The organism is Mesorhizobium sp. M0991 (genome assembly GCF_040318915.1).
Classification (GTDB): Bacteria; Pseudomonadota; Alphaproteobacteria; order Rhizobiales; family Rhizobiaceae; genus Mesorhizobium.
In genome coordinates, this window is record NZ_JAMYNE010000015.1 from 1 (window position 1) to 25,462 (window position 25,462).

Annotated in this window: 31 protein-coding genes and 1 pseudogene; 15 read left to right on the forward strand and 17 right to left on the reverse strand. The window is 62.6% G+C overall.

Translation table 11 applies throughout. The features are described from left to right. The 3 genes from NKH70_RS21200 to NKH70_RS21210 all read left to right on the forward strand — a co-directional run. The coding region (locus NKH70_RS21200) for a hypothetical protein (RefSeq protein WP_353025927.1) at positions 1-222 on the forward strand (222 nt) is incomplete at its 5' end. A gap of 258 nt (positions 223-480) precedes the next feature. Further along, positions 481-1,038, forward strand: a complete 558-nt coding sequence (locus NKH70_RS21205; RefSeq protein ID WP_095205037.1) for an OsmC family protein — start codon at positions 481-483, stop codon at positions 1,036-1,038. A gap of 59 nt (positions 1,039-1,097) precedes the next feature. Beyond that, positions 1,098-2,330 carry an NAD(P)-binding domain-containing protein gene (locus NKH70_RS21210; RefSeq protein WP_352978275.1) on the forward strand — a complete coding sequence of 411 codons (1,233 nt, stop codon included), beginning with the start codon at positions 1,098-1,100 and terminating at the stop codon, positions 2,328-2,330. A 50-nt stretch (positions 2,331-2,380) separates the two neighbouring features. Here NKH70_RS21210 and NKH70_RS21215 read toward each other — a convergent pair whose 3' ends face one another. From NKH70_RS21215 to NKH70_RS21230, 4 genes are all read right to left on the reverse strand, one after another. Continuing rightward, positions 2,381-2,830 carry a CoA-binding protein gene (locus tag NKH70_RS21215; RefSeq protein ID WP_352666082.1) on the reverse strand — a complete coding sequence of 150 codons (450 nt, stop codon included), beginning with the start codon at positions 2,828-2,830 and terminating at the stop codon, positions 2,381-2,383. A 5-nt stretch (positions 2,831-2,835) separates the two neighbouring features. Next, positions 2,836-3,207 carry a 2Fe-2S iron-sulfur cluster-binding protein gene (locus NKH70_RS21220; RefSeq protein ID WP_353025930.1) on the reverse strand — a complete coding sequence of 124 codons (372 nt, stop codon included), beginning with the start codon at positions 3,205-3,207 and terminating at the stop codon, positions 2,836-2,838. Then, complete coding sequence (locus tag NKH70_RS21225; protein WP_352978279.1) at positions 3,204-4,931, reverse strand: selenium-binding family protein; 1,728 nt, start codon at positions 4,929-4,931, stop codon at positions 3,204-3,206. Before NKH70_RS21225 ends, NKH70_RS21220 begins: the two co-directional genes overlap by 4 nt. A 378-nt stretch (positions 4,932-5,309) precedes the next feature. After that, complete coding sequence (locus NKH70_RS21230) at positions 5,310-5,873, reverse strand: TetR/AcrR family transcriptional regulator (protein ID WP_292662551.1); 564 nt, start codon at positions 5,871-5,873, stop codon at positions 5,310-5,312. 110 nt (positions 5,874-5,983) lie between these two features. On the opposite strand from NKH70_RS21230, the gene NKH70_RS21235 reads away from it, so the two are divergent. The 3 genes from NKH70_RS21235 (at position 5,984) to NKH70_RS21245 (ending at position 8,456) form a co-directional block, all read left to right on the forward strand. Further along, complete coding sequence (locus NKH70_RS21235) at positions 5,984-6,772, forward strand: SDR family NAD(P)-dependent oxidoreductase (protein ID WP_352721006.1); 789 nt, start codon at positions 5,984-5,986, stop codon at positions 6,770-6,772. A 61-nt stretch (positions 6,773-6,833) separates the two neighbouring features. Continuing rightward, positions 6,834-7,928 (forward strand): alkene reductase, encoded by a 1,095-nt coding sequence (locus tag NKH70_RS21240; protein WP_353025932.1) that lies wholly within the window; start codon positions 6,834-6,836, stop codon positions 7,926-7,928. Positions 7,929-7,982: 54 nt separating this feature from the next. Then, positions 7,983-8,456 carry a site-specific integrase gene (locus NKH70_RS21245; RefSeq protein ID WP_352721009.1) on the forward strand — a complete coding sequence of 158 codons (474 nt, stop codon included), beginning with the start codon at positions 7,983-7,985 and terminating at the stop codon, positions 8,454-8,456. Between the two features lie 111 nt (positions 8,457-8,567). Here NKH70_RS21245 and NKH70_RS21250 read toward each other — a convergent pair whose 3' ends face one another. Next, positions 8,568-9,113 (reverse strand): hypothetical protein, encoded by a 546-nt coding sequence (locus tag NKH70_RS21250; protein WP_352468752.1) that lies wholly within the window; start codon positions 9,111-9,113, stop codon positions 8,568-8,570. 182 nt (positions 9,114-9,295) lie between these two features. Between NKH70_RS21250 and NKH70_RS21255 the strand changes: the two genes are divergently transcribed. Next, positions 9,296-9,493: a hypothetical protein gene (locus NKH70_RS21255; RefSeq protein WP_352721010.1), complete on the forward strand. Its 198-nt coding sequence runs from the start codon at positions 9,296-9,298 to the stop codon at positions 9,491-9,493. Positions 9,494-9,599: 106 nt separating this feature from the next. Here the strand turns inward: NKH70_RS21255 and NKH70_RS21260 are convergent, their stop codons facing one another. From NKH70_RS21260 to NKH70_RS21285, 6 genes and pseudogenes are all read right to left on the reverse strand, one after another. Further along, the gene (locus tag NKH70_RS21260; RefSeq protein ID WP_352468751.1) at positions 9,600-9,845 is read right to left on the reverse strand and encodes a DUF982 domain-containing protein; all 246 of its coding nucleotides are present in this window, start codon (positions 9,843-9,845) and stop codon (positions 9,600-9,602) included. A 166-nt stretch (positions 9,846-10,011) separates the two neighbouring features. Next, positions 10,012-10,254, reverse strand: coding sequence for a DUF982 domain-containing protein (locus NKH70_RS21265; RefSeq protein WP_352468750.1), 243 nt, complete (start codon positions 10,252-10,254; stop codon positions 10,012-10,014). A 4-nt stretch (positions 10,255-10,258) separates the two neighbouring features. Continuing rightward, positions 10,259-10,435 (reverse strand): hypothetical protein, encoded by a 177-nt coding sequence (locus tag NKH70_RS21270; protein ID WP_352978285.1) that lies wholly within the window; start codon positions 10,433-10,435, stop codon positions 10,259-10,261. A gap of 171 nt (positions 10,436-10,606) precedes the next feature. Continuing rightward, positions 10,607-11,056 carry a hypothetical protein gene (locus NKH70_RS21275; RefSeq protein WP_352721015.1) on the reverse strand — a complete coding sequence of 150 codons (450 nt, stop codon included), beginning with the start codon at positions 11,054-11,056 and terminating at the stop codon, positions 10,607-10,609. Positions 11,057-11,370: 314 nt separating this feature from the next. Continuing rightward, a pseudogene (locus NKH70_RS21280) lies at positions 11,371-11,649 on the reverse strand (AtaL-like protein); the annotation flags it as partial. A gap of 35 nt (positions 11,650-11,684) precedes the next feature. Further along, the gene (locus NKH70_RS21285; RefSeq protein ID WP_353025933.1) at positions 11,685-12,548 is read right to left on the reverse strand and encodes an SDR family oxidoreductase; all 864 of its coding nucleotides are present in this window, start codon (positions 12,546-12,548) and stop codon (positions 11,685-11,687) included. Between the two features lie 104 nt (positions 12,549-12,652). Between NKH70_RS21285 and NKH70_RS21290 the strand changes: the two genes are divergently transcribed. Together NKH70_RS21290 and NKH70_RS21295 are read left to right on the forward strand one after the other, a co-directional pair. After that, positions 12,653-13,543 (forward strand): LysR family transcriptional regulator, encoded by an 891-nt coding sequence (locus tag NKH70_RS21290; protein ID WP_352913364.1) that lies wholly within the window; start codon positions 12,653-12,655, stop codon positions 13,541-13,543. A gap of 572 nt (positions 13,544-14,115) precedes the next feature. Further along, complete coding sequence (locus NKH70_RS21295) at positions 14,116-14,298, forward strand: hypothetical protein (protein WP_353025935.1); 183 nt, start codon at positions 14,116-14,118, stop codon at positions 14,296-14,298. Between the two features lie 280 nt (positions 14,299-14,578). On the opposite strand, the gene NKH70_RS21300 is transcribed toward NKH70_RS21295, so the two are convergent. Continuing rightward, a complete protein-coding gene (locus tag NKH70_RS21300; protein ID WP_353015191.1) occupies positions 14,579-15,004 on the reverse strand; it encodes a hypothetical protein in 426 nt (141 codons plus the stop codon). A 462-nt stretch (positions 15,005-15,466) separates the two neighbouring features. On the opposite strand from NKH70_RS21300, the gene NKH70_RS21305 reads away from it, so the two are divergent. Genes NKH70_RS21305 through NKH70_RS21315 form a run of 3 tightly spaced genes read left to right on the forward strand, consistent with a single transcriptional unit; the run spans position 15,467 to position 19,157 of the window. Then, positions 15,467-15,952 carry a (2Fe-2S)-binding protein gene (locus NKH70_RS21305; RefSeq protein ID WP_352468744.1) on the forward strand — a complete coding sequence of 162 codons (486 nt, stop codon included), beginning with the start codon at positions 15,467-15,469 and terminating at the stop codon, positions 15,950-15,952. Continuing rightward, entirely contained in the window at positions 15,949-16,938 is a 990-nt protein-coding gene (locus tag NKH70_RS21310; RefSeq protein ID WP_353025938.1) for an FAD binding domain-containing protein, read from the forward strand. The genes NKH70_RS21305 and NKH70_RS21310 overlap by 4 nt, the downstream gene beginning before the upstream one ends. Next, positions 16,935-19,157 carry a xanthine dehydrogenase family protein molybdopterin-binding subunit gene (locus tag NKH70_RS21315; RefSeq protein ID WP_353025940.1) on the forward strand — a complete coding sequence of 741 codons (2,223 nt, stop codon included), beginning with the start codon at positions 16,935-16,937 and terminating at the stop codon, positions 19,155-19,157. The genes NKH70_RS21310 and NKH70_RS21315 overlap by 4 nt, the downstream gene beginning before the upstream one ends. Here NKH70_RS21315 and NKH70_RS21320 read toward each other — a convergent pair. Then, entirely contained in the window at positions 19,135-20,334 is a 1,200-nt protein-coding gene (locus tag NKH70_RS21320; protein ID WP_352913358.1) for an amidohydrolase, read from the reverse strand. The two genes, NKH70_RS21315 and NKH70_RS21320, sit on opposite strands and share 23 nt — an antisense overlap. A gap of 90 nt (positions 20,335-20,424) precedes the next feature. Here NKH70_RS21320 and NKH70_RS21325 point away from each other — a divergent pair, with 90 nt between their 5' ends. Together NKH70_RS21325 and NKH70_RS21330 are read left to right on the forward strand one after the other, a co-directional pair. Then, positions 20,425-21,255 carry an AraC family transcriptional regulator gene (locus tag NKH70_RS21325; protein WP_353025941.1) on the forward strand — a complete coding sequence of 277 codons (831 nt, stop codon included), beginning with the start codon at positions 20,425-20,427 and terminating at the stop codon, positions 21,253-21,255. A gap of 68 nt (positions 21,256-21,323) precedes the next feature. Continuing rightward, positions 21,324-21,755 (forward strand): cupin domain-containing protein, encoded by a 432-nt coding sequence (locus NKH70_RS21330; protein WP_352913354.1) that lies wholly within the window; start codon positions 21,324-21,326, stop codon positions 21,753-21,755. A gap of 38 nt (positions 21,756-21,793) precedes the next feature. On the opposite strand, the gene NKH70_RS21335 is transcribed toward NKH70_RS21330, so the two are convergent. Genes NKH70_RS21335 through NKH70_RS21345 form a run of 3 tightly spaced genes read right to left on the reverse strand, consistent with a single transcriptional unit; the run spans position 21,794 to position 23,663 of the window. Then, positions 21,794-22,345 (reverse strand): nuclear transport factor 2 family protein, encoded by a 552-nt coding sequence (locus tag NKH70_RS21335; protein ID WP_352913353.1) that lies wholly within the window; start codon positions 22,343-22,345, stop codon positions 21,794-21,796. Then, positions 22,342-23,325, reverse strand: coding sequence for an alpha/beta hydrolase (locus NKH70_RS21340; protein WP_352913352.1), 984 nt, complete (start codon positions 23,323-23,325; stop codon positions 22,342-22,344). The genes NKH70_RS21335 and NKH70_RS21340 overlap by 4 nt, the downstream gene beginning before the upstream one ends. Next, positions 23,310-23,663, reverse strand: coding sequence for a nuclear transport factor 2-like protein (locus NKH70_RS21345; RefSeq protein WP_352913350.1), 354 nt, complete (start codon positions 23,661-23,663; stop codon positions 23,310-23,312). Before NKH70_RS21345 ends, NKH70_RS21340 begins: the two co-directional genes overlap by 16 nt. Before the next feature lie 351 nt (positions 23,664-24,014). On the opposite strand from NKH70_RS21345, the gene NKH70_RS21350 reads away from it, so the two are divergent. Beyond that, entirely contained in the window at positions 24,015-24,923 is a 909-nt protein-coding gene (locus NKH70_RS21350) for a LysR family transcriptional regulator (RefSeq protein ID WP_352913349.1), read from the forward strand. 27 nt (positions 24,924-24,950) lie between these two features. Here the strand turns inward: NKH70_RS21350 and NKH70_RS21355 are convergent, their stop codons facing one another. Then, entirely contained in the window at positions 24,951-25,406 is a 456-nt protein-coding gene (locus NKH70_RS21355; RefSeq protein WP_292662971.1) for a carboxymuconolactone decarboxylase family protein, read from the reverse strand. Positions 25,407-25,462: the final 56 nt, after the last annotated feature.

Here is a 25,462-nt window from a genome sequence, read left to right on the forward strand (position 1 = left end):
CAGGCCGGACAGAAGACTGCACCCGACCAACGCGCCATAATGTCGAATTACCTCTTGCATCGCGGGAGCCATCCACAGAAGACATTGCAGTTGACCGCGCTGGAGGTCGTGGTCGCGCCAGCAGCCGAAATTGATTTCACAGCTTCTGAATGCCCGTTAACAGCGGCGAACCAGCTGTTCGCAACGCCAGGAAGATCGCCCTGCGGAAATGCAGTCCGCTAGCTTGCCGGCGACCTTCAAGAACTGCATCGCGATGCCTATGGCCTGGCACCAGGCTGCGGAACCAACGCCGACAGACACGCAGGCAACCCTTAGCCTGCAAGGGGCAACTCGGTGCACGAAGGGGCGACCATATCCCCGACGGAAACAACTTGAAGAAACGCTTCGCTACCCATAGCATGCCATCCCCTGGTGAAATCTGATCAGGAGGTCAGTGGGATCGGTCGGGTTTTAAGCCAGTGCAAGGTAGGGAGGATAATTATGGCTTCCGAAGTACAGGCAAACAACGGCGTTAACGTAGAGGCGCTGCTCGCCGCAAAAGAAGCGCTTACCAACGCCCCGGAGGCCGCGCAGTTCAAGTGGCGCGCGGCCTGCGAATGGAAGGATGGCACCCACAGCCACTCGACGGTCGAAAGCTTCTACGGTCTCGGCCAGGACCAGCATCGCAAGACCACCTTCGCATTCGATGCCGACCATCCGGAGGTCTTCGCTTCCCTGGATCAGGGCGCCACGCCTGTCGAATACGTGCTGGTCGGGCTGGCGAGTTGCCTGACCGCCGGCATCGCCGCGGTTGCCCAGAACCGGAACATCCAGTTGAAGTCGGTGAAGGCGACCATCGAAGGCGACATGGATATAGCGGGCATACTCGGCATCGACAGCGACGTCCGCAACGGCTTCAGCGGCATCACGGTGAAGTACAATATCGACGCCGACGCCAAGCCCGAGGACATCGAGGCTCTCGTCGCGCAGTCACAGAAGCGGTCGGCTGTCTATGACATTGTAACCAATCCGACGAACGTCACGGTCGTGGTGAATTGAAAGGCGCTTCGAGCCGTAGACTCTCCTGATGAGAGGGCGCGATTAGTTCCGTCACCACAGTGATCGTCGGTGCAGGGCACGCGGGGCTCGCGATGAGCCGCTGCCTCGCGGAGCGCTCTATCGACCATGTGCTGCTGGAGCGCGGCGAGATCGCCCATACCTGGCGCACCGAGCGATGGGATTCGTTGCGGCTGCTCACCCCGAACTGGCAGAGCCGGCTGCCGGGCTTCCGCTACGATGGCGACGACCCCGACGGCTACCGGACGATGCCTGAAGTGATCGACTTCCTCGGGAATTATGCCAAGGCGATCGCGGCTCCAGTCAGAACACATACGACCGTTACCTCGGTTCGCAGCGACGGGGCGGGATATCTCGTGCGCACGGACCGCGGCGAGTGGCGCTGCCGAACTGTCGTGCTGGCGTCGGGCGCGTGCAACATCGCACGCCTGCCCGATTTGGCCGTCCGCGTGCCGCCGTCGGTCGCCATGCTGACGGCACAGTCCTACCGCAATCCGGCTCAGGTCGCCGGCGGCGGCGTGATGGTGGTGGGTGCCTCGTCGAGCGGCACCCAGATCGCACAGGAGCTGCAGCGTTCGGGGCGTCAAGTGACCCTGTCGGTGGGCGAGCACATCCGGGCGCCGCGCGTCTATCGCGGCAAGGACCTGGAGTGGTGGATGGACGCGGCCGGCGTGCTCGACGAGCGCTACGACGAGGTAGACGACATCAGACGGGCACGACGGGTTCCTTCGCTGCAGCTTGCCGGCACCCCCGACCGCACCACCCTCGACCTCAATGCGCTGGTCGACCTCGGCGTCAGACTCGTTGGCCGTCTCGCTGGCATCACCGAAGACGGCAAGGCCCAGTTTGCGGGGTCGTTGCGCAACATGTGCGCGCTTTCCGATCTCAAGATGGCCCGGCTGCTCGACCTCATCGACGAATGGGCGCGCGCCAACGGCCTTGACGCTACGGTCGGGCCGCCGGATCGCCTGCCGCCGACCCGTGTTGAGGACAACCCGCCGCTCGGCCTCGACCTTACCGGAGGTGCGATCAGGACGATCATCTGGGCCACCGGCTACCGGCCAGACTACTCCTGGCTGGAGTTGCCGGTCCTCGACCGCAAAGGCCACGTCCGTCACGACGGCGGCGTTGCGGAACATCCGGGCATGTACCTGATGGGGATGCAATTTCTGCGCCGCCGCAAGTCTGCGCTGATCGACGGCGCCGGCGACGACGCGCGTGATCTCAGCGACCATCTGGCATCTTACCTCAGGCACAAATCAATCAACGTCTAAGGCCAAGGAGGTCAGCTACCGCGACAACGCCGAATTCCGTGACCCTGCAATCATATTCCCAAGTGCAACTTCGGCTTCCAGAAGGGGCGGAACAACTCAATCTTGGGACAGCGGTTCATCACCACTTTCAAGCCCGCTTCCTCCGCCAACAGGGCGGCGGTGTCATCGCGCACCCCAATCTGACTCCACAGAACCTTGGCACCAATTGCGATGGCTTCCTGTGCAACTTCCAACAGGTCTTCGGAGCGGCGAAAAACCTCAACCATATCCACAGGCCGGTCGATGGCCGCCAGTGACGCGTACACCTTGAGCCCTCGAATTTCATCCAGACCTGGAGTGGGATTGACCGGGATCATGTCATAGCCGGTTTCGTGCAGAACCCTGAGAACACCATAGGAAAACTTGGTCTTGTCGGGGCTGGCCCCCACCATCGCAATGGTTTTGACCGACTTCAGAATGTCTTGCAGATAAGCCTCCGAATAGGGCTCATCATGATTCATATGGGTCATTTCTTTGTGTCCAACGGGGTCGCAATATCGGCTTTCAATTCATGTGCGGCCAAGGGATCTAGGAAGGGGTTGCGATAGAGCTTGTCGTGGCTTTCAACGCCGACCTCCAGCGTGCAGTCGCTCATAGGGCGGGCAACGCAGAGGATTATATAGCCATTGTTGATCTGGCGATTGTTCAGCGCCCGCTGGGCCTTTTGACTGACTTTGCCGGTGATTATCTTGGCCGCGCAGGTTATGCAGCCGCCATACTTGCACCCGTAGGGCAGGTCCACGCCCTGCTCGCGCAGGCTTTGCAAGAGGGGCTTGCGGTGATCGACCTCAAAGGCTGCACCGCCTTGGTTGGCGAGGGTGATGGTGAAGCTGGTCATACCCAGATGTCACTCGTGCAATCACCGCCGGGATAACGGGTTTCGTGGCAGCGGCTTGGTCCATTTGGTTCCTTGCCAAAATCGACGACAAATCGCGGATCAATTTCCATGCCGCCGTTTTCCGTATCGCAATTGACCATCAGCATGCATCCGCCATTGGTGCGGATTTCCGGATAGAACTGATTGTCCCAGGTCGAGAAGAGCGAGGTCGTCACATAAAGGCGCTTGCCGTCGAGGCTGAGCTGTATCATCTGAGGCCCACCAGTCACTTTCACGCCATTGATCTCGGGCGCACGGCCGAGAAGTCCGCCCATCCACACCTGTCCGGTGAGCTTGGCGTTGTGCGGGTCCGAGATGTCATATTGGCGGATGTCGCCATGCAACCAGTTGCACAGATAGAGGTGTCTATCGTCCATACTGAGCAGAATGACCGAGATCACGCCCGGTATCGGGATCGGCCATTCGGGATGCGGCTCATTGCCAACATCGACAATTTTTTCCCATTGCCAGTCACCCGCCGCATCCTTCCACCAATGGATGATGTTTGCAGAAAGGGCCGCGCCGACAAAGCCGTGACTGCTGTCGGGATTATGATGGAATCGCACTTCCAGTGGGAGCAAGCCATCTTCACCGAGATAGAATGTCTGCTTTGGTTCCTTCTTCTCAAAATCCCAGAAATGTATCTCTCGGCCATACTTCAGGTGGCCAACCTCCTCCAGGTCAAAACCAGGCATGAAGGTATTGGGCGCGGCCCATTCCGAACTGACCATCACGTTATGTCGCGGCTGGTACCAGAAATCATAACCAAACTTGATGCTGCCCATGGAGTTTTCCCAACGGCCGACAATCTCGAACTCCTTGTTGAGTTGCAAATAGCCGCCTGGGGCGTTGCCTTGAGCGTCGCCAAGCATGGAAATGATGATATCCGAGCCGAGGCAATGCACTGTGTGCGGCGCCGACAAGTTGGTCCTGGTTTTGATTTCAGCGCCGTCTATGACCTTGAACAGTGTCGGATTGCGGGGATCGGTTGCGCAATCGACAATATGCAGATTGGTCGAGCGCACACCCGGCACAATCAGATACTTGCGCTCCATGCTCGCATCGCCATGGCAGGACGAACAGGCATTCCAGCCCATGTGATGAAGCTCATCGCCAATACCCGGCATTTGCAAACGTGAAATCACTTGGCTGTAGGTCGAACTCTCCGGGTCGACATCAATGGTACACAAATAGTCCGGCTTCTGAATGCCCGTGCCAGTGTAGATGGCAATCGTATAGAGCAGCTTTTCGCGAGGTGCCCTCATCGCCTCTGCTGGAGAAGCATAGCCCGGTCCACAGCAATGATTGGTCATGGGTACTTCCCAATTTGAACAGATCACTGGCCAGCCCCAACGGGGGTCAAGCTGGAATGTTAGTGCATGCTTGGCATTAGCGCTATGGCCGGGGTGGCTGGTCAAGCGCGCGCACTGTGACGTACAACTGGGCGACAGAGCGTCCACGGGACTGTCCAACGCGAGCTGCTTATCCCGGCGGAACATTGGTGGGGCGATGGACGGCACGAGAGCGGCCGTAAACCGCGCCCAATCGACGCCCTCCCCGAAGGCCGGATTGGCGAGGTCATCGAAGCGGCGCGATCCTATGGCGCATTCGCCCCGCCTGAAGGTCAGGCCACCTTCAATGCAGCCGCTCGATACCGCCCGTAGCCGACCTTCACGAGCAGCCATTCCTCGCACATCTGGGAGAGATAGCACCGTGGGATGCCGATGTTGATGAGATCGCGGGTTCGCACCTCGCCGCGCTCTTGCGCCAGAGCAACGGCGCGATCCCGAAGCGACGGCGGCCGCCCACCTGCAAGGCCTAGTGCTTTTGCGCGGTCACGATCACGTTTTCGCATTTGATGCGGCTGTGGCGCGTCTCGGCGGAGCGCTATGGCGAACTCGTATTTCGCTGCTTCGTCGGTCCCGGGGAGCTAGCGCTCATTGTACGCTAAGGCGCGCTAGAACCAGCCGCGGCGCGCCCAGACTGCAATGCTGGCCGGGGAACGATCGACATCGTCGGGAACAAGTCCCGTCTCATAAATCAGCACAACAGGTCGGCCGGGGCTAACTAGCTGACACTTGGTTGATCCCGGCATCAACCCAGGAACGTGTCTGTTCCAGCACCTCATCGGAAAACGCTGGGTCGTCAATCGCCCGGGCGAGGATCACTGCCCCCACCATCGCCGCAAAGCTTCCGATCGCCGCGCGGCGCCTGTCTGCCGCATCCAGCTCCGGCAACGCCTTGCCAATACGGTCGATCTGCGATCGAAGACCTTCGGTCATGGCCGAGCGCGCTGCCGGGGTTTGATGGCGGATGGCCGCGGCAAGGCCCGCCGTCGGGCAACCACCGGCGCAGTTGTCGCGATGCCGGGGTGAAAGATAGTCATCCACATAAGCGCGAAGACCGCGCCCTCCGCCTGTGTCCGCGGCGAGGACATGGGCAAGGGTCTGCGCAATCAGGTCGTCTTTCGAGTTGAAGTGACCATAGAAACCGCCATGGGTCAGCCCGGCGGCCTTCATCACCTCCGCCACGCTGACCGCATCGAACCCCTTGTCGCGAAACAGCCGGCTGGCAACCTCCAAAATCCGGCGACGGTTCTCCGCCATCTGCTCTCGGCTGACCTTCATTTAAAAATTCTCCGCCGGCTCCGTTGACATTTACATGATGGTCATCATATTTATCTGCAATCATGATGACCGTCATGATTATAAGTTCCTGCAGAGAAAAGAGCAATCCCATGACCGCCATTCCGTCAGTCCTCATCACCGGCGCCTCCACCGGCATCGGAGCTTCCTATGCCGATCGCTTTGCGCGCCGCGGCCACGACCTCGTGCTGGTTGCCCGCGACACGGCACGAATGGAGGCGCTGTCGGCGCGCCTGCGTCAGGAGACCGGCGTGGCGATCGACATCGTCCAGGCTGATCTCACGCAGCCCACCGATCTTGCAACGGTGGAGACGAGGCTGCGCGACGACGCCCGCATCGGGATCCTCGTCAACAATGCCGGAACGGCCATCGGCGGAAGCTTCATCGAGCAGAGCACGGATGACGTTACACGGCTCGTAGCGCTCAACACGACCGCCCTTCTGCGGCTTGCCAGTGCCATCGCCCCGCGCCTTGCGGCGGCGGGCGAAGGCGCGATCGTCAACATCGGCTCCGTGGTCGGCCTGGCGCCGGAGTTCGGCATGACGGTCTACGGCGCAACCAAAGCCTTCGTGCTGTTTCTGTCGCAGGGACTCAGCCTCGAGCTCGCGCCGAAGGGTGTATACGTCCAGGCCGTGCTTCCCGCCACGACGCGAACGGAGATCTGGGAACACGTCGGCGCCGACGTCAACACGCTTTCCAACGTGATGGAGGTGGACGATCTGGTTGATGCGGCGCTGGTCGGATTCGACCGCCGCGAACCGGTGACCATCCCGCCGCTTCCCGATGCCGGGCAGTGGGACGCGCTTCAGGCCGCGCGCCAGGCCATGCTTCCAAACTATCGGAACGAACATCCCGCCGAGCGGTACCGCACGGTCGCCTGAGCACCAACGAAGCCATTTCGATAAACGACCCCGCCGCAGCGGGGACAAACAAAGGTGACCTATGACGAGCACAACGCTGTTTGAGCCCTATACTCTCGGCTCGCTAACCCTCTCCAATCGTATTGTGATGGCGCCCCTGACGCGCAATCGCGCTGGACCGGGCTTCGTTCCAGGCGATCTCGCCGCGGAGTATTACGGCCAGCGCGCGTCGGCCGGCTTGCTGATTTCCGAGGCCACGCAGATCTCGCGGCAGGGACAAGGTTACCAGGACACGCCAGGCATCTACTCCCAGGCTCAGATCGACGGCTGGCGCAAGGTCACGACCGCTGTGCACGCCAAGGGCGGACGGATTTTCCTGCAGCTCTGGCATGTCGGCCGCGTCTCGCACGTCGACCTACAGGAGAACGGGGCGGCGCCGGTTGCGCCGTCGGCGATCCGGGCCCAGACCAAGACGTTCGTCAACAATGGCTTCGTCGACGTCTCGGAGCCCCGCGCGCTGGAGTTCGAAGAGGTTTCTGGGATCGTGAACGACTTCCGGCAAGCGGCAGCTAACGCCATTGAGGCCGGTTTCGATGGCGTCGAGATTCACGGTGCCAACGGCTATCTGCTGGACCAGTTCGCCAAAGACAGCGCCAATGTCCGCACCGATGCTTATGGCGGCTCGGTCGAGAACCGCGCCCGTCTGATGCTGGAGGTTGCGGCTGCGGTGGTCGAGGAGATCGGCGCCGCGCGCACCGGAATCCGGATCTCGCCCGTATCGCCCGCCAATGGCGTTTCGAGCAGTGATGCTCAGGCACAGTTCGACTATATCGTCGATCAAATCGATGCCTTGGGCATCGTCTACATTCATGTCGTCGAGGGCGCCACGGCCGGGCCGCGCGATGTCGTACCGTTCGACTTCGGATCGCTCCGCCGGCGCTTCAACAACACCTATATCGCCAACAACGGCTATGATCTCGACCTCGCGACGTCGCGGCTGGCCGAGGACAAGGCCGACCTGTTCGCCTTCGGCCGCCCCTTCATCGCCAATCCCGACCTTGTGGAGAGGCTTGAGACCCGCGCACCGCTGGCGGCCGTCGACCCGGCTACGATCTATGGCGGGGGCGCCGCGGGCTATACGGATTATCCCGCCATCGCAGCCGCAAGCAGCCACTGATCCCTTGGCGCCGCATTTTGGTGCGGCCCCGACCCTTCTGCGCTGTCTGCGATAGTGGATCGCAAGCTGGCAAGCATTAAGCGCGCGGATGCCATGGAAGTCCGCGATCACATGGATCACATGCTTGACGGTCGCAAAGCGTCTTCGGTAGATCGCTACTTGAACGTAGTTCGCGCGGTCATCAACCACGCCATAAGAGACTTTGACCTATCTGGCGTCACCAATCCCTTCATGAATTTGGAGGCCGCGTCGAAGGACAAGGCCGAGCCCGACAAGGACAAGCGCCGTCCTTTCACCTTGGACGAGGTCACCGCCATAACCGCCCGCATCTCGTACCATGCCAAGGCGGACCTTCAACACATTTGGACAATTCTGAATGGCACCGGCTGCCGCCTCGCTGAGGTGTCGGGCCTGCGGGTGACGGACGTACACCTTGACCACGCGATTCCGCACTTAGGTGACCCCAGGTCGTTGGGTCTTGAGAAAGGCCGGCCGGTGGCAGCAGTGGTCAGTTTCCTGCAATGCTAGATCGGTAGGTTCATTTCGGAAGTTGACGCTCTGCTCCCCGGACCTGGATGGCGAAGTAGAGCTGGTCGCCAGCGAACGCCAGTGCGCGATGGCGGCCAGCTGGTCTGAGCGTTATCTCTTCATGCACTGCCCGGAGCCGCCGGGATCGCAGACTTCTCCTACACCGCAATCGAAATCGCGTGTGCAGGCGGGCGGCGACAAGGGCGGGGCGAGGACGATATAAGGCGTATGGACCTTGTCGCCAGGCGGCACGAAAGCCGGCGCTCGCTCGCCTGCGTCACCGAGCGTGCGGATATAGAGATAGAGCGACTTCTTGTCCTCATCGCTCATCGCCCGTACATTATACCCTGGCATCGGTGGATAAGTCCCAAGGCCTCGAAGATATGAAACGAAGCCGTCGGCTGTGAGGTCGACGGCCGTCAGTCGTAGGTTTGCCGCATAGCTGGTTCCCCACGGACCCTGAAAGCCGAGTGCATTTCCCTTGAGAGCCTTGGCCGGATCGATCTTGCCGCCACTTTCGCTATATCCTTCGGTGTGGCAATCGTGGCAGCCGCCGATGATGGAGATGTAGAGTCCTCGCTCGACCGAAGGTTCCCCTGCCGCCGGCGCGGCATTGAGAGCAAGCGCGGCAATGCGCATCAACCAATATGCACGCATCGCATTCCCCTTGCTTGGTGCCATAGAGCTCGAGCGATGTCCATCAGATGACCGGCTTGTTGGGACTGAGTCTGTCGCAAACTCGTACCGGTTGCAACACCGGGTGATGATAGTTCGTGTCGTCTACGCGCTTCAATTGGGAATGGAGAAAGACCGATCAGCAAGCTGCAGCCGCCTGAACCATGGCAGTGATCGCCCACGTCTTCATGATCCGGCGCCTCGCCCAAATCCTGGGCCAGGATGAAGACCCGCTGTGGGACCTGTCGGACCAGCTCGAGCCTGAGGATGGTAAGTTGTGGGTCTACGATATCGATGGAATCGCAACCCCTGCCTTTAGCGACTTCGGCATCGAGGCCCTTCGCGAAATCATTCGAGACTAGTCGACAGCTAGTTGTCCCCTCAAATCGGCACGCCGCGGTCCCTACCGGATGCTTACGGTCTTGACGTTGACCGGAGGGGAGAACCAATGGGTAGCCATGACACCTACTACTCAGGGGAGAGATACATCTTGGCCTCCTTAGCGGCAGCCTCAAATGCCTTTCGTATCACGTGAGGGTCAATCGGATCGCCCTCCACAGCCGACAGGCAGAGGGTCACCGCCTTGTGCCAGCAAGGTCCTCTCCGGGTCCACGTCTTTAGCTGCTCAAGGGCTGCCCTCGCATTGTTGCAGCCATGCCTATCACCGGACGCAGTCCTTACGAACACAGGAGGGACGAACCAATGGGTTGCCATGAGGGGAATCTAGAGCGGGACGAGCCTGCCGACCAACCCAGTTGTAGTCCGCAATAATGGAACAAACGCAGGCGCTCTGTAGTTTAGAAATCGCAGCGGTCGATTCTTCGTGGATGCAGCCGCCTGCTGGGTTCGTCGCCTTTCTCACGAGCGGCGGGCCTCCACCTTATGGAGGGACTAACGTCCCCTGCTCCTTAGCGGCAGCCAGGAATGCCTTGCGGGCCTCCTCGGGTTCCATCTGGTCGGAAATCACGGCGATGCAAACGCGCACCGCGAGGTCCCACTGAAGGCCATGGTTGGTCCACTTCAGGAGTTCCTCAGCGGCTGCTTCAGCGTTGCTGACCTTGCGCGTCGAACCGCTACCCTCGGTCCTTACAGGGACCGGCGGGGAGAACCAATGGAGCGCCATGCAGTCACTCTTTGTCGGCCCGATCAAGTTCCTGCAGCAAATGCTTTTGCTCAGCCGGCAGCTCCTGTTCTACAGGCAGATTTAGCATGGCGCGAAGGTAATTGCGGATTACCTCTGAAGTGATCCACCGCCGCACAACTTCGGCAACAACTTCCTGTCTGGCTTTATCGATTTCGACCACGTTCAGGCCTACATGCTTAATAGGGCCGAACCCCCTCGCGAGCGGATTTGTTCCTTAGAGGGCGGGGAATGTTTGGTACAAAAACCCGAGGGGGTGATCGGATAACTGGCTCGCGCGAGGAACCCCCGTACCCCCTCCGTTTCCCTTACGGCGCCGGTGGGCACAGCCTTGCTATGTACCCTTGGCAGCGTCCTCGATCAGTTCGGCTATTAAGGTGCGGACCCGTAGGTCGGACCTATCCCCTATGTTTCCCACATCTTTCGTCACCATCCCCGGCGAAGATACGGACACCGCCCCGCTCACCTTAACGTTGACCGTAAAGGTTCTTCTAGGCGCCTTCTCCAATTCTCGCTTACTGTAGATCTGGAAACGAATCGACGGGGTTAAAGCTTTGACCTGCCGGCGTGGCGCGGTGTCTATGTCGACAGCCACCTCGCCTGCCACGTCAGCCTTGGCCGCCTCCAGCGATGCAATCACGACGTCCTTTAGCCAAGCCTTTGCTTGCTCGCTGAAGTCCGCCATGGGGGCATCTCGCTTCCCCATCGCCGCGCCGCCGACGGGCTCCTCCTGCTGACGGCGAGCTTCCTTCCCGCGCTCAAGGGCTTCTTTAAACTTTGCCATCCCTGTTGCTCCGATTTGTCATCAGGCCACCCCCGTCAGATCGGCTATGCCGCCCTCCCATTCACTAGAACGCGCGTAGTCGGGGTACGTTGCGTTGGGGAGCCTTTGGGTTCGCCGCTATTCAGCGTCACGCGGCGGCCGATGGACAGCGAAGCAGGTTTCGAGGGTGCTGGAGAGGGTATCGGGCTGATTGTTTGACGGACTGGCTTTGCGTTGTCGTCTGTGCCTATGAAGCAGCTCGCTCACCAGCTGGTTGCAATTTGCCGTTGGCGCAACTTTCTGATGTGAATAACCCGGCCACTAGCTATGAAGGCGATTTCCGCGCCTTCGCGTGGACCGGTCGCCTGGAAGAAGGTGACCTTGCTTTCCGACTCGAGCGTTACGATCTCGCGCAGATCAGCACCGGCGATCGTAGCTTCGCGCACGAAGTGGGTCGCGCCCTCCTCCACGACGTCGCAACGGGTGCAGAGGCCTGCGGGCAGGAACAGGCGGGCATCGCGCGCCTTCAGTTCCAGGCCCTGCCATATCTGCGCACGGGTCAGCTTGGTCTCGCCTCCGGGATTCACAGGAACGGTAGCTGTCGAGTAAATCATGATGTGTCTCCTGGACAGAAGGTCGGTGGTGGGGCTCAGCCGGCAATTGCGGCCGCATAGTCGCGATAGGAGCGCAACGGCCGGCCCAGCAGCGCGGTCAGCCGATCGACATCGCCGGCATCGGGGACCATGCCGTCCGTGAGGAAACGCTCGGCCATCAGGCGCATGTCGAGCGCCATCCAACTCGGCATGAACTGCCGCAGGTTCTGCTCGAACCCGGCGGTGTCGTCGCCCGGATACGCGATCTGGCGTCCGAGGACGTCCGTCCAGATGGCCGCGACATCGGCGCCGGTCAGCGTGTCAGGGCCGACCAGGTTGATGCGGTCGAACGGGAGCGGCGCTGCGGCCTGCTCGCGGCGGATGAGTTCGATCGCGGCGATCTCGCCGATGTCCCGCGCGTCGATCATGGCGACGCCCTTGGCTCCGATCGGCATCGGATAGATGCCGTAGCCGGTCACCACGGCCTTGATCGTGATGTCGTTGTCCATGAAGTAGGCGGGCCGCAGGATGGTGGCGTTGAGCCCCATCTGTTCGATCATCCGCTCGACGCCGAACTTGCCGGCAAAATGCGGCACGTTGACGTAGAGGTCGCTGTGGATCACCGACAGGTAGACGATCCGCTCGATGCCGGCCTCGCGGGCAGCGGCCAGCGCTACCAGCGCCTGGGTGAATTCGTCGGCCACCACCGCGTTCAGCAGGAAAAGGGTGGAGATGCCGGAGAAAGCTCTGCGCAGGGAATCGACGTCGAGCAGGTCGCCCTGCACGACATCTACGCCAGCGGGGAAATTGGCCTTGGAGGGATCGCGAACCAAAGCGCGCACATTGGCGCCACGCTTCACGAGCTGTTCGACTACGTTGCGGCCGACATTGCCGGTCGCGCCGGTAACGAGAATGGTCATGGGGTTACTCCTGAGTTGAGCCGTATGGCATCCCAGAAAATTAGTGATCCACATTTGTGTCGGTAGGCGTTATATCTGGACACGCCGTCCCACAGGTGGAACACATGGATCTACTTGCCCTTGCTGATTTCAATCTGGTCGCCCGCCATGGGGGCTTCGGTAAGGCCGCGCGCGCTGCCGGGCGCCCGAAGGCCACCTTGTCCCGACGCGTGGCGGAGCTAGAGGCGAGTCTCGACTTACGGCTGTTCGAGCGTGGCGCGCGCGCGCTGAAGCTGACGGAAGAAGGACGTGCGCTTTTCGAGCGCGCGGGGCGGTTGCTGTCCGAGCTCGAAGAGACCGCGGCGGCGATCGCCTCAGGTGGCGAAAGGCCGCGAGGCAGGTTGCGGATCAGCGCCCCAGTGCTGTTCTCACAGACCGCGATGGGGAAGATCGCTGCCGGCTTCGCCCTGAAATACCCGGAGGTAAGGCTCGAGGTCACGACGGAAGACCGCGCCGTCGACATGATCGAAGAGGGATTTGATCTGGTGATCCGGGTCAATCCGGATCCGGATGAGAGCCTCGTCGGGCGAGCCTTTCTGCGTGACCGACTGGTGGTCGTGGCAAGTCCTCACCTCTCCCGGCCGGCGGAGGGTCTGGCGACCCCGGCCGTCATGCGTTCGACAGCCGATCGAAGGGCTTGGGCGGTGAAGACGCCCACTGGCCGGTCAACAATCGCGATCGAGCCGGTCCTTGTGCTGTCGTCACTCATCATGGTCCGGGATGCGGTGCGAGCGGGCGTCGGCGCGGCACGCCTGCCGGTGTCGCTGGTGAGTCATGATCTGGCGGACGGAACGCTGGTACATTGGGGGGATCTCGATCGGCCCGACATCGCCCTGTGGACGCTGTATCCCTCTCGGCGGCTGCTGAGCGCCCGCGTCTCCGCATTTATCGACCATCTGAAGCAGGCCTTTCCCATGGGAACGCCTGACGAGCTGGCCGCCTATATCGGCAAATGATGCCCAGGAAGCTGGTTAACTCAGTTGATGCCTTATGCGAGGCACAAGGAAAGCAGTTGCCGTGCTTTCTTGGTGGGTGCGTTATTCGAAATATCTTCCGCGAACGCGACATTTTTTAACGGCAACCGGCTCCACGAACTGTGCCATCGTCACCACTGCTGACGGCCGGCTGTGTATGGGTATTGAGAGCGCCACCGACCGCATTCCCTTCCCTCCTCGTGGACGAAAAGTGTTCGTTCGAATGATGCTTTTCCGTTGCCATAAGCGCAAGGTTTTGGTCAGCCAGCACAGGGCCTCCTCTTAAGCTCGCTGGCCGTCAAGGCCCAGCGGCCTCTAGCTGCCAGTCCCCACCCGCAACCAAGCCGCTGGGCCGCCTCGCCAAGGGCGAAGCTTGCAGGCCGCGTATATATTAGCAACATCTTGACTAGGGCACCTTCCGCTCCAGACTCAAGTGTATGGCGCGGGGCATTTGGCATCGGTGACGTGGTTGCGATCACGGCCACGGTAGTAGGCGGGTCGCCGACGACCGTATCAGCGTCTCAATCCTCTCCTACAACTTCCCGCATTCGAGCGTGGACAGCAAGTCCAAGGTCAAGCGAGGCCAGCAGATAGAGCTTGCCGGCGAGATCACGCGCATAGACGAGGAAGGCGGCAAGGTGACCATCGACATGGGACCGCCGGTGACGCTCGATATTGATAAGGTCAGGCTGGTCGAGAAGTACAGGCCGCCGAAGCGCAAGAAGCCGCTGCGTTGACATGGTGGATTAGCGGACAACAAACAGGGGAATTCAGAGATTCCCGGTGTCGATCTAGACTCCAGGAATGGAAACGACGTTTGACGATCTTGCCAGCGCGATCAGGGGCCCCGTGCAGACGTTTGGGCAGCCGTCCGCGTCTTGGCCATCGATCTGGCCGGGAAGCTTCTAATGGGGCCTTGCCATCGGCGTTGGCACTGGAATGACGCTGGCCGGTTAGATCGCTAACCCGCAAGATTCCACCCGGGCGCGGATTGCGCCCACGATCGCCAACTTGGCTTTATTCAGCCTTGAGGTTAATCACCCGCATCACGGCGACCACTGTCCCGTTGTTCGTAGCAGCCTCCTTCGTGCTACCCTTGCCGCAGCTCCATACATCGCCTTCCTTGGCCGTGAACTGCATATCCCCGGCCGTGACCTGCAGCTCGCCTTCAGTGACCGTGCAGACCATGTCGTCGGCCATGACATCCCCCAGCGGGCTAGATCCCTTTGGCTGATACACGACGTCTTCCATCGCGATTTTCTTGTACCCCTTGATATGGGAGTCTCGTGTTCCCAGTTCGACGAGCCGAACGCCGGGAAAAATCTCTTTGCCATCAGTCGGACCGTAGGTCTTGGCCGCTACCGGAGTCGGCAATGCAACCAATAGCGGGGTCGACAACGAGGTGGCACCAAGGGCGAGAGCATTACGTCGATTCATCTTCATAACATTATCCTCCCTGAGTTAGTCCGCCCGACTGGGCGAACCTGATATTTTACGCGCCTGTGCAGCCAAATAGTCAAAACACAATTGAGCAGGCCCATGCTCAGTATGGCCACCACGCCAGCGCAAGCGCGACGCCAGCGGAAACGATGAACGCGAGCCAAGGCGCAATCATTCCAATGTGCCTCCTGGTCGTGGCGAGTCCTCACCTCGCCCGGCCGGTCGATGGGACTGCCGGCTCCGACCGTCGTGCGTTCGACAGCCGATCGAAGGGCTTGGGGGATCGAGCGGTCGTAGGTCGTGCAAACCTTTCCGCCGCAAATCTCAAACGCGCGTTTTTTTCTTTCGGCGCATGACAGCGTCTTTCCCCCGGAATCGCCCGCCCTATTTCGTCTCAACAGGTGGGCGGCTGCTTGCTGGACGAGTCCTTGCGGCGAGTACGGCATGTGCTTCGAGGTACCCCACATGAACTTCCACGATCGGCACCTATTGAGGTTGCGGGTGAACGGAGAGGATCACAGCCTTTCCGATCTCGATCCCCGCGTCACGCTGCTCGACCTGCTGCGCGAGCGGCTTCATCTGACCGGAACGAAAAAGGGATGTAATTTCGGCGAGTGCGGCGCCTGCACCGTGCATCTCGACGGACGGCGTGTGAATGCCTGCATGATACTTGCCGTGTCCGCCGAGGGACGCGAGGTCACGACGATCGAAGGCCTGGCAAACGGCGATGCGCTTCATCCCGTGCAGCAGGCGTTCATCGATCATGATGGTTTCCAGTGCGGATTCTGCACGCCCGGCCAGGTGATGTCGGCGGCGGCGCTGATCGAGGAGGGACATACCGGCTCCGATGCCGAGATCCGCGAATGGATGAGCGGCAATCTGTGCCGCTGCTCGGCCTATCCGCAAATCGTCGAGGCGGTGCGCGCGGCGGCCGGGAGGGTGAGCCAATGACCCCATTCGTCTATGCGCGCGCCGACAGCCTGGGCGAAACGATCGCGGCAGGTGCCGCGCCGGATAGCGCCTTTCTCGCCGGCGGCACCGAATTGCTCAACTGGCTACGCCTTGGAATTGCCGGGCCGACGCGGATCATCGATATCTCCCGCCTCGACGGGCTGGATCACATCGAGGCACTGCCCGGCGGCGGCCTGAAGATCGGCGCGCTGACGCATCTCAACGACGTCGCGCAGCATGCGCTGGTCATGCGCGACTATCCGGTGTTGAGCCAGGCGATCCTCAACGCGGCGTCGCCGCAACTGAGAAATCTCGCAACGATAGGCGGCAATCTGCTGCAGAAGACGCGCTGTGCCTATTTCCGTGCCGAAGAGCAGTTGCCATGCAACAAGCGTCAGCTCGGCTCCGGTTGCTCGGCATTGCATGGCATCAACGACAATCACGCGATATTCGGTTGGACCAAAGATTGCGTCGCCACCCAGCCATCCGACCCGGCGGTGGCGCTGGCAGCACTTGATGCGGTCGTCGTCACCGCGCACCGCAGCGGCGGCCGGCGTATTCCGGCAGCCGAATTCCACCTGCTTCCCGACACGCGGCCCGAGGCAGACAATGTGTTGCAGCAAGGCGAACTGATCACGGCAATCGAGCTGCCGGCAGCGGCGCCGCGATCGGCCTACCTCAAGGTGCGCGAGCGCGAATCCTACGAATATGCCATCGTCTCGGCCGCCGCGGTGCTGGAGATGGACGGCCAAACCATCCGTCGGGCTGCCGTGGCGCTGGGGTCCGTCGCGCTGCGGCCGTGGCGCCTGAGCGCCGCCGAGGAGCAGCTCGCCGGTGCCGAACTCGGCGATCGCGAGGCGTTGAGCACCGCCATCGAGCAATCCTTCGCCGAAGCGCGTCCCTTGTCGCAGAACGCCTACAAGATCGAACTGGCCAAGACCGCCGCTTTGCGGGCGATCGAAAGAGCAGCGAGGATGCCGTCATGATGATCAGCCAGCCTGTTGCCCGCCCTGACGGCGGCGTCAAGGTTACCGGCCGCGCCAGCTATGCGGCCGACTATTTTGCTCCCGATCTGCTCCATGCAGTGCTGGTGACCGCGCCCGTTCCCGCCGGCCGCGTGACGTCGATCGCCGTCGACGATGCGCTCGCCGAGAAAGGCGTCGTGCGTGTGCTCACGCATGAGGACATGCCCAAATTCGGCCGGTTCGCATCGCCGAGGGCGGAGCCCGATACGCAGATGCAGCAGGCCGAAGGCCCGCCGGCGGCGCAGAGCTTCATGCCCATGCAGGGCAACGAGATACGCCACGAGGGCCAGCCGCTTGCCATTGTGCTGGGCGAGACGCTGGAGGCGGCGGAAGCCGGCGCCCGCCGCGTCGCATTGCGCTACGAGTTCGCCGAGCCGGAATTGCCGGCACCGCCGGAGTGGACCGCCATCGACAAGGCTGCGGTCGTGCCGAGGGAGAGCGGCTTTCTGTTCCTGGAGCCGACGTTTACGAAGGGCGAGGTCGACCGCGGGCTTAGCAACGCAGCCGCCATGGTCGAAGCCGTCTACCTGCAGCCGTCGCGCCATCACAACGCCATGGAGCCCTCGGCGACGCTCGCTGAGTGGAACGACGGAGAGCTGACGCTGCACGACGCCACGCAGCACGTCTATGGTGTCCGCCAGGTGCTTGCCGCCCGTTTGAATATCCCGGCCGAGAAGGTCCGCGTGATTTCCCGCCATACCGGCGGCGGCTTCGGCGGTAAGGGTTGGATCTGGCCGCATCAGGTGCTGGCCGCCGCCGCGGCGCGCATCATGCAGCGCCCGGTCCGGCTGGCGCTCAGCCGCGCCAATGCCTATTCCTGCCTCGGCTACCAGCCGCGCATGGCACAGAAGATCGTGCTGGCGGCGGACAGGTCGGGCAAGCTGACCGCCGTGCAACAGGACGTGGTCAACCTGACAACCGTGACCGACGATTTCGTCGAGTTCGCCACCGAGGCCTCGAAGGGTCTCTACGCCACGCCGGCCATGCGTCTCAGCCAGCGCGTCGAGCGCGCAAACGTCGCCATGCCGACGGCGCTGCGCGCGCCGGTCGAGGGTCCGGGTACCTGGGCCCTCGAAAGCGCGATGGACGAGCTCGCCCACCGCCTGGGCGTCGATCCGCTCGACCTGCGTCTGATCAACCATGCGGACACGGATCCGGCCACCGGCCGGCCCTGGTCATCGAAGAAGCTGCGCGAGGCTTATGAGGAAGGCGCCCGCCTGTTCGGCTGGCGCGAGCGCCCGCGCAAGCCGCAACGGGACGGCGATTGGCTGATCGGCTACGGCATGGCGACCTGCAGCATGGGCTGTTTCCGCCACCCGACGCCTGCAGCCGAGGTCAGGCTGCACAGGGACGGCACGGTGCTCATCCGCACCGGCACCCAGGACATAGGAACCGGAACACTCACCATCTTTCCGCAGATCGCAGCCGACGTGCTGGGCCTGCCGATGGAGAAGATCGAGTTGGAAATGGGCGATACACAGCTGCCGGAGGCGGGTCCGACCTATGGCTCATCGTCGACCATGGGGGTGGGCGCGGCGGTGCTCGCAGCCGCCGAAGATGCACGTTCGCAGCTTGCCCGTCTTGCCAATCTGCTGCCGGACGAGGTCGAGATGCAAGACGGCAAGATTCGCCGCAAAGGCGCTGCCGGCGGTCAGACGATCGCCGATGTTATGAGCCATACCGACATCGGCGAGATCATCGGCTCCGGCTCGTTCGATCCGGCGCAGCATGGCAAAGGCCTCGCCATGCGCACTTTCGGCGCGATCTTCATGGAGGTCGGTGTCGATCCGGGGCTCGGCCTGCTCAGGCTTCGTCGCGCCGTCGGCAGCTACAGCGCCGGCCGCATTGTCAATCCCCGCACCGCACGCAGCCAGATGACGGGCGGCATCATCTGGGGCTGGGGCATGGCGGCGATGGAGCAGAGCAGGCACGAACCGGTGCTTGGACGGTTCCTGTCGAAGAACCTTTCCGGGGTCGCCATTCCGGTCAACGCCGACATTCCCGGCGATATCATTATCCACTTCGTCGACGAGGTGGACGAGCATGCCAGCCCGATTGGCGGCAAGGGCATCGGCGAGCTCGGCGCCACCGGCGTTGCCGCTGCGGTGGCCAATGCCGTCTTCGACGCTATAGGCAAGCGGATCCGGGAGCTGCCGATCACGCCGGAAAAACTGCTGTAGAAGGACCGGCCCGCGGAAGCGTCTGCTCGACGAGGTTGACGTAATAGCGCATTACCGTCGGCACGATCTCGTCGTTGAAGACGTAGCGGTCGCCGTGCAGGCCTTCGCCCGGGCCGACCTCGCCGGCACCGATCCACGCATAGCAGCCGCTCGCCTCACGGATCATGAAAGCGAAATCCTCGCAGCCGAGACTGGGACTGAACTCGGTCATGACATTCTCCCGGCCGACGGCGGATGCCGCCGCCTCGACGGCGCGGGCCGTCGCGTCCGCGGTGTTGATCAGCGGCGGATAGCCCTTCCGGTAATCGAGCCTGGCCTTGAGCGAATGCGCGGCGGCAATACCTTGTGCGATCTCGCCGATCAGCCTCTCGCAATGGTCGGAAAGGCCGGGCTCGAAGAAGCGGCAGGTGCCTTGCAGCCAGACCTTGCCCGGCACGATGTTGCCGACATTGCCGCCATGGATCTGCGTGAGGCTGACGACAAGCGCGCTTTGCGGGTCGACCGAGCGGCTGACGATGCGCTGGACGGCTTGCACGAAGGCGCCGGCGGCCAGGATCGGGTCGTCGCCGAACTGCGGCATCGCGGCATGCGCGCCAAGACCCTCGAAGGTCAGTTCGAAATTATCCACGGCCGCCATTTGCGGCCCGACGCGGGCGGCGATCGTCCCCAGCCTGACGCCCGGCCAGTTGTGGACTGCATAGACCGCCTCGACCGGAAAGCGCTTGAACAGGCCGTCCTCGATCATGCGCATGCTGCCGCCCTCGTTCTCCTCGGCCGGCTGAAAGATGAAAGCGACGGTGCCGTCGAAGGTGCGGGATTGACTGAGCAGTTTGGCGGCGCCGAGCAGCACGGCGGCGTGGCCGTCATGGCCGCAGGCATGCATTACTCCTTCTTTCCTGGAGGCATAGGGCAAGCCGGTTTTCTCCAGCACCGGAAGCGCGTCCAGCTCGGCGCGCAGGCCGATGCCGCGCGCGCCACCACCGCTGCGCAGGACACCGACGACCCCGGTGCCGCCGATCCCTTCATGCACCTCGTCGAGGCCGAAGGAGCGTAGTTTCTCTGCAACGAAACGCGCCGTTTCGTATTCATTGAATCCGAGCTCCGGATTGGCATGGATATGGTGCCGCCAGCCTATGACGTCTGGTGTCAGCGCGGCGATGCGGTCATTATGCAGCATGATGCCTCCTTTCACGCCGACAAAGGCGGCGCGATTTGATCCTGCCAGGCATACAAGGCCGGACGAGAGGCGTCTTGAACCGGATTGACCATGGCAAGGACAAACGAAGCGGCAGAGACCGGGAAATACTGGCGGCATCCGTGCTTCCCCGACCTTGGCCTGTTCGAGGCGCGCTTCACCCAGCACCGCTACGAACTGCACACGCACCCGACCTATGTGATCGCCCTGATCACCTTCGGCTGCGAGCGGATTCGCATCGGCCGTCAAAGCGTTCTTGCTCCGGCAGGCGCCATTGCCGTCGTTAATCCAGAGGAGTGGCATGACGGCGAACGCGGCGCGGACGAAGGCTGGGCCTACCGGACGTTTTATCCTTCGGTGCCGCTGATGACCGCGCTTGCCCGCGAACTCGGCCGCGATGGCGCTCCGGTCTTTTCGCGCGCGACTATCCAAGACAGTGGTCTTGCTGCAGCGTTGGCGGCAGCACACCAGGGCTCGACATCCCCGGACACAACGATGGCCGAGACGTCCCTGTTCGTGGCGCTGCGACGGCTGATCGTTCGGCATGGCGATTGGAACGGGCGTCCCGAGGAGCTCGAAAGCTCCAGTTCACGGCGAAGGTTTTCGCTCTACCGCGATCTTGTCGAAAGCGAGCTTGGCTCGCAGCTCGACCTCAAGCGGCTTGCAGGCGCGGCCGGCGTAACCCGGTTCCAGGTCATCCGCGACTTCAACAAGGCGATCGGCCTCACGCCGGCGGCCTATATCCGCGACCGGCGATTGCGCCGGGCGAGCGCGCTGATCGAACGGGGATTTGGCCTCGCCGACGCCGCCATCGCGGCAGGTTTCGCCGACCAGAGCCATCTGTCCCGTACATTCCGGGCCATGCATGGCATGACGCCGGGCATATTTAGAAGAGCGGGATAGGCGCTCCTGAACAGACAGCTTGCGCGCCAATGCGTGCTGCGCAATGCTGACGCAGCTCGGGGGGAATCATGCGAAAAATCTTGGCATCGACGCTGCTGCTCGCGGCTGCACTGTTTGCAAATAGGGCCCAGGCGCTGGATGCCAGCGGCACCCCGGTTGTCGTGACCCCGCTTGCCTCTCGCACCGAGACCGCGTCCGGCCAGCCGATTACGCTGCCCCAGAAGAACGTGCAGGTCCTGGTCTCGGCCTATCAGATCGCGCCGGGCGCGACCTTGCCGGTCCACAAGCATCCGTTTCCGCGCTATGCCTATGTCGAGGCCGGCACGCTTCAGGTGACCAATGTCGAGACCGGCAAGAGCAACACCTATCAAACAGGTGATTTCATCATCGAAATGATCGGGCAATGGCATCAAGCGACCAATGTCGGCGCCGATCCCGTCAAACTGCTGGTCATCGATCAGGTTGAAGAAGGCACCAAGAACACGGTATTGCGCCAGTAGCTGCGGTCGTCGGGCACTGCAGCAAGCAACGTCCGAATTCACTCCGCCGCTTTCGCCCGGTCGGCAGCGGCGGCCAGAACGGCGCGATCCCCCTCCTCGTACAACCGATGGATGGCAATGGCGTTGACGCGCCAGCCTTCCGGCGTCCGCACCAGCCGGTGGAGATAGCTGCCGCCGACCGTCCAGAACCGGGCGCCGATCCAGTGAGTTGCGCGGACATGGCTGCGTGCAACCGCGTCATTGCCCGCGCCTTCGACGGTGATGTTGGTGATGAGGTGCTGGGTGGCGTCGAAGCCCGGCAGCAGCCCTTGCCACACGGCGATCAGCGCGTCGCGGTCGCTGGTTGTCGCCTCGCCGCCGAAAAGGCTGGTATAGTCGGTCGTGACGCGGGCCGCGAGATAGGATCTGACCCGGTTCCATTCACGCAGATCGGCATAGAGGCCGATCCCGGCAACCGCCTCGGCGATTGCGATCCTGTCTTCGACCGTCAGCGCATCTCCCGATGCGCTCGAGGCGGGCGCCGAGATGGCGGAAATCATCGCAGCGGAAACCGCCGAGATCAGGACATGCCGGCGGGTGACGAAGCTCATTGTCCCGCCTCCCCCGCACTGCCCAGCGTCGCGCGGAAGTGCGCGGCGACGGCATCACTCGCCGCCTTCACCGGCGCGGCACGATCGTAGAAATCGAATTGGGTGACGTTGTCGAGCCACAGCTCCTGCTTGGAGCTGGTCAGCCGCGCGTAAAACTTGTGCGCACCCTGGGGAATGGCTGCCGCCTCGCTATGCACCATCAGAAAGGGCTGGTGCAGGCGCGGGGCAGCCTGGATGGCGTCGAACCTCAGCCAGCCGCGCCAGAAGGCCGGATCGGCCTCGTTGCGCCAGGCCGGGATCATGCCGCGATCGGGCTCGGTGTAATAGGGCATCTTGAACATGATCGCGCGCTCGTCGGTCAGGCTCGCGGCCGGCAGGAACGCCTGTCTGCCGGTGCGGCGATACGCGGCCTCGGCCGCATCGCTCGTGGCTTCAAGCCTGGCGACGCCGTGCTTGCCGCCATAGGTCTGCTCGACCACTTCGGCATCCTGCAACCAGGGCGCAACGAGGGCGACCGACTTGATCGCGGCGTTTTCGGCCGCAGCGGTGACCATGTAGCCGGAGCTGGCGCAAATGCCGAGCCCCCCGATGCGGTCCTGATCGGCTTCGGGCCGGCTCGCGAGATAGGCGACCGCTGCTTCGATGTCGGCGATCTTGGCCTTAGGATCCTCGTACTGGCGGCGTATGCCGCCGCTTTCGCCCCAACCGCGAAAATCGAACGTCAAGGCGACGAAGCCGCGGTCGGCCATCTCGCGCGCGTAGCGGGCCGGCATTTGCTCCTTTACCGTCATCCAGGCGCCGGTGACGACCAGCGCGGGCCGAGGTTTCGCCGCGTCCAAATCCTCCGGCAGATAGAGCTCGCCGATGATCTGCTCACCGTTCGAGGCGAAAGCGACGCGCTCGATGCGCGGTGCGGCGAAGGCATTGGAGGCGGCGAGCGCCACGGCGGTTGCTGCAGCAAGTGTCAGGATTTTAAGCATCGCAAGTCTCCTTTGGCTTGGAGTGAGAAGCGCGGCGCGTTGCGAGAAAGACCGCCGTCCCAGCGCTCGCCAGCCAGTCGGCCGGGCAATGGCGTCAGCGGGTAATGAGCCCAGTAGAAGGCGTCCGACTGATACATGTCGGTCAAAAAATTCTGTGCCTCGGCGATCTTGCCGTCCTTGATGCGGAACATCAGCGCGTAGAGCTGGTCGATCTCGGGACCTGAGCCGACATTCGACCAGCCGCGATGGACATCGACGACGAGGTCGCCCTGCGCCTGGAAGAAGATCGGCTCCGCCTTGAACTTGCCGTCGGCCAGGCCGCGGAAGAAGGCGACCACCTCGTCCGGCCGCGCTTGTCGCCGGCGAGCGGATGATGACCGGGAATGCGCCACACGATGTCAGGCGCGAGGAAGGGCCGCACGGCCTCGGGATTGCCGCTCGCGTAAGCTGCGTAGTAGTCCTTGATGAGCTGGATGTTGCTGTCCTCCAGCGGCCCGGCATTCGCCGGGGCGGCAGACACCGCCAGAAGGGCGCCGGCGGCGAGTGAAGCGAGCCTGGTCATCGGTCCTGTCTCCTTGCCAGTTCGAGCCGTCGCAACAGCGAGGCCCGTTCGTCGAGCCCAACATGACGCCTTTTGTTCGCCGGAAAAACCAGTAGGGTTCGACAGGGCTATTTGGAAAAACCTTACAATGCGCCTCGACCAATTCAGCGGCATCGTCGCCTTCGTAAAAGTTGCGGAGGCCAGGAGCTTCACCCGCGCCGCAGCCGAGCTCGGCGTCGCTCCGGCCTCGTTGAGCGAGGCGGTCAAGGGGCTCGAGGAGCGCCTGGGGGTGCGGCTGCTCAACCGTACGACCCGCAGCGTTGGCTTGACCGAAGCCGGTGCCCAATACCTCGATCATGTGCGCCCGGCAGCCGAAGATATCCGGGCGGCTGGTGCGGCACTGCGCGAGGCCCGCGACCGTCCCGCCGGCACGCTGCGCCTCAGCCTGCCCTGGATCGCCGCCCCGCTGCTGATCGAACCGCTGATGCGGCCGTTCATGGATGCTTATCCCGAAGTGCGGCTTAGCCTGATCTTCGACGACAGCTTCGTCGACATCGCCGCCGAGGGCTTCGACGCCGGCCTGCGCATCGGCGAGCTTCTCCAGAAAGATATGATCGGCGCGCGCCTGGGCGGACCCCTGCAGATGGTCGTGGTCGGCAGCCCCGATTATCTGGCGCGCAACGGCACGCCGAAGCGGCCGGCCGACCTCGCCGCCCATCGCTGCATCGCATTCGCTCTCACCCGCACCCGCACGATTTCGCCCTGGGAGTTCATCGTGGAGGGACGCGAAGTCGCATTCACGCCGGACGCATGTCTGGTCGTGAACACGCTTCCGCTGTGCATTACCGCCGCCGCGCAGGGGCTTGGCCTCGCCTTCGCGGTCGAGGGCCTCGCCGCGCCGCTTCTTGCCTCAGGCGCGCTGGTCAAGGTGCTGGAGCCTTTCTGTCCCGCTTACGAGCCGCTCCACCTCTATTATCCGAGCCGCCGCCTCGTACCGCCGAAGCTGCGGGCCTTCATCGACTTCGTGCGCGCGAATTCTCACAAGCTGCGGATCTGATGTGGCTTTGCGGGAACCCGGCCCCGTTCAGCCCCAGGCGCCGACCATCTGCCTGGTAGTTGCGTTGAGACGGTTGAACGCATTGATCAGGGCAATCTGGACGACCAGGGCGGCAAGCGCCTTTTCGTCGTAGTGCCGGGCTGCCTCGTCCCAGACCGCGTCCGGCACCGGATCCGGCCGGTCGGCCAACCGGGTTGCCGCCTCGGTCAGCGCCAGCGCGGCGCGCTCGGCGTCGGTGAAATAAGGTGTCTCCCGCCAGGCGGACACGGTGAAGACGCGCTCGTCCTTTTCGCCGGCCTTCTTCAATTCGCGCGCATGCATGTCGACGCAGAGGCTGCATCCGTTGATCTGGCTGGCGCGCAAATGGACGAGCTTGCGCGTCACATAGGACAGGTCAGCCGTTTCCGTCGACTTGTCCAGCGCGAGCAGCGCCTGCAGGGCGCCGGGAATGAGCATCACCGGGTTTTTCAATCGTGCTTGCACAGTGGTCTCCTTCGGACGTGTTTTCTCAAGCCCGGACGACGAACATCCGGGGTCTC

Bases quoted from the DNA above. Each gene is read 5' to 3' on its own strand.
- NKH70_RS21205 (WP_095205037.1), top strand. From the start codon at position 481: ATGGCTTCCGAAGTACAGGCAAACAACGGCGTTAACGTAGAGGCGCTG.
- NKH70_RS21215 (WP_352666082.1), bottom strand. From the start codon at position 2,830: ATGAATCATGATGAGCCCTATTCGGAGGCTTATCTGCAAGACATTCTG.
- NKH70_RS21220 (WP_353025930.1), bottom strand. From the start codon at position 3,207: ATGACCAGCTTCACCATCACCCTCGCCAACCAAGGCGGTGCAGCCTTT.
- NKH70_RS21225 (WP_352978279.1), bottom strand. From the start codon at position 4,931: ATGGCTGCTCGTGAAGGTCGGCTACGGGCGGTATCGAGCGGCTGCATT.
- NKH70_RS21230 (WP_292662551.1), bottom strand. From the start codon at position 5,873: ATGAAGGTCAGCCGAGAGCAGATGGCGGAGAACCGTCGCCGGATTTTG.
- NKH70_RS21235 (WP_352721006.1), top strand. From the start codon at position 5,984: ATGACCGCCATTCCGTCAGTCCTCATCACCGGCGCCTCCACCGGCATC.
- NKH70_RS21240 (WP_353025932.1), top strand. From the start codon at position 6,834: ATGACGAGCACAACGCTGTTTGAGCCCTATACTCTCGGCTCGCTAACC.
- NKH70_RS21250 (WP_352468752.1), bottom strand. From the start codon at position 9,113: ATGCGTGCATATTGGTTGATGCGCATTGCCGCGCTTGCTCTCAATGCC.
- NKH70_RS21255 (WP_352721010.1), top strand. From the start codon at position 9,296: ATGGCAGTGATCGCCCACGTCTTCATGATCCGGCGCCTCGCCCAAATC.
- NKH70_RS21260 (WP_352468751.1), bottom strand. From the start codon at position 9,845: ATGGCAACCCATTGGTTCGTCCCTCCTGTGTTCGTAAGGACTGCGTCC.
- NKH70_RS21265 (WP_352468750.1), bottom strand. From the start codon at position 10,254: ATGGCGCTCCATTGGTTCTCCCCGCCGGTCCCTGTAAGGACCGAGGGT.
- NKH70_RS21275 (WP_352721015.1), bottom strand. From the start codon at position 11,056: ATGGCAAAGTTTAAAGAAGCCCTTGAGCGCGGGAAGGAAGCTCGCCGT.
- NKH70_RS21285 (WP_353025933.1), bottom strand. From the start codon at position 12,548: ATGACCATTCTCGTTACCGGCGCGACCGGCAATGTCGGCCGCAACGTA.
- NKH70_RS21290 (WP_352913364.1), top strand. From the start codon at position 12,653: ATGGATCTACTTGCCCTTGCTGATTTCAATCTGGTCGCCCGCCATGGG.
- NKH70_RS21300 (WP_353015191.1), bottom strand. From the start codon at position 15,004: ATGAAGATGAATCGACGTAATGCTCTCGCCCTTGGTGCCACCTCGTTG.
- NKH70_RS21305 (WP_352468744.1), top strand. From the start codon at position 15,467: ATGAACTTCCACGATCGGCACCTATTGAGGTTGCGGGTGAACGGAGAG.
- NKH70_RS21310 (WP_353025938.1), top strand. From the start codon at position 15,949: ATGACCCCATTCGTCTATGCGCGCGCCGACAGCCTGGGCGAAACGATC.
- NKH70_RS21315 (WP_353025940.1), top strand. From the start codon at position 16,935: ATGATGATCAGCCAGCCTGTTGCCCGCCCTGACGGCGGCGTCAAGGTT.
- NKH70_RS21320 (WP_352913358.1), bottom strand. From the start codon at position 20,334: ATGCTGCATAATGACCGCATCGCCGCGCTGACACCAGACGTCATAGGC.
- NKH70_RS21325 (WP_353025941.1), top strand. From the start codon at position 20,425: ATGGCAAGGACAAACGAAGCGGCAGAGACCGGGAAATACTGGCGGCAT.
- NKH70_RS21330 (WP_352913354.1), top strand. From the start codon at position 21,324: ATGCGAAAAATCTTGGCATCGACGCTGCTGCTCGCGGCTGCACTGTTT.
- NKH70_RS21335 (WP_352913353.1), bottom strand. From the start codon at position 22,345: ATGAGCTTCGTCACCCGCCGGCATGTCCTGATCTCGGCGGTTTCCGCT.
- NKH70_RS21340 (WP_352913352.1), bottom strand. From the start codon at position 23,325: ATGCTTAAAATCCTGACACTTGCTGCAGCAACCGCCGTGGCGCTCGCC.
- NKH70_RS21350 (WP_352913349.1), top strand. From the start codon at position 24,015: ATGCGCCTCGACCAATTCAGCGGCATCGTCGCCTTCGTAAAAGTTGCG.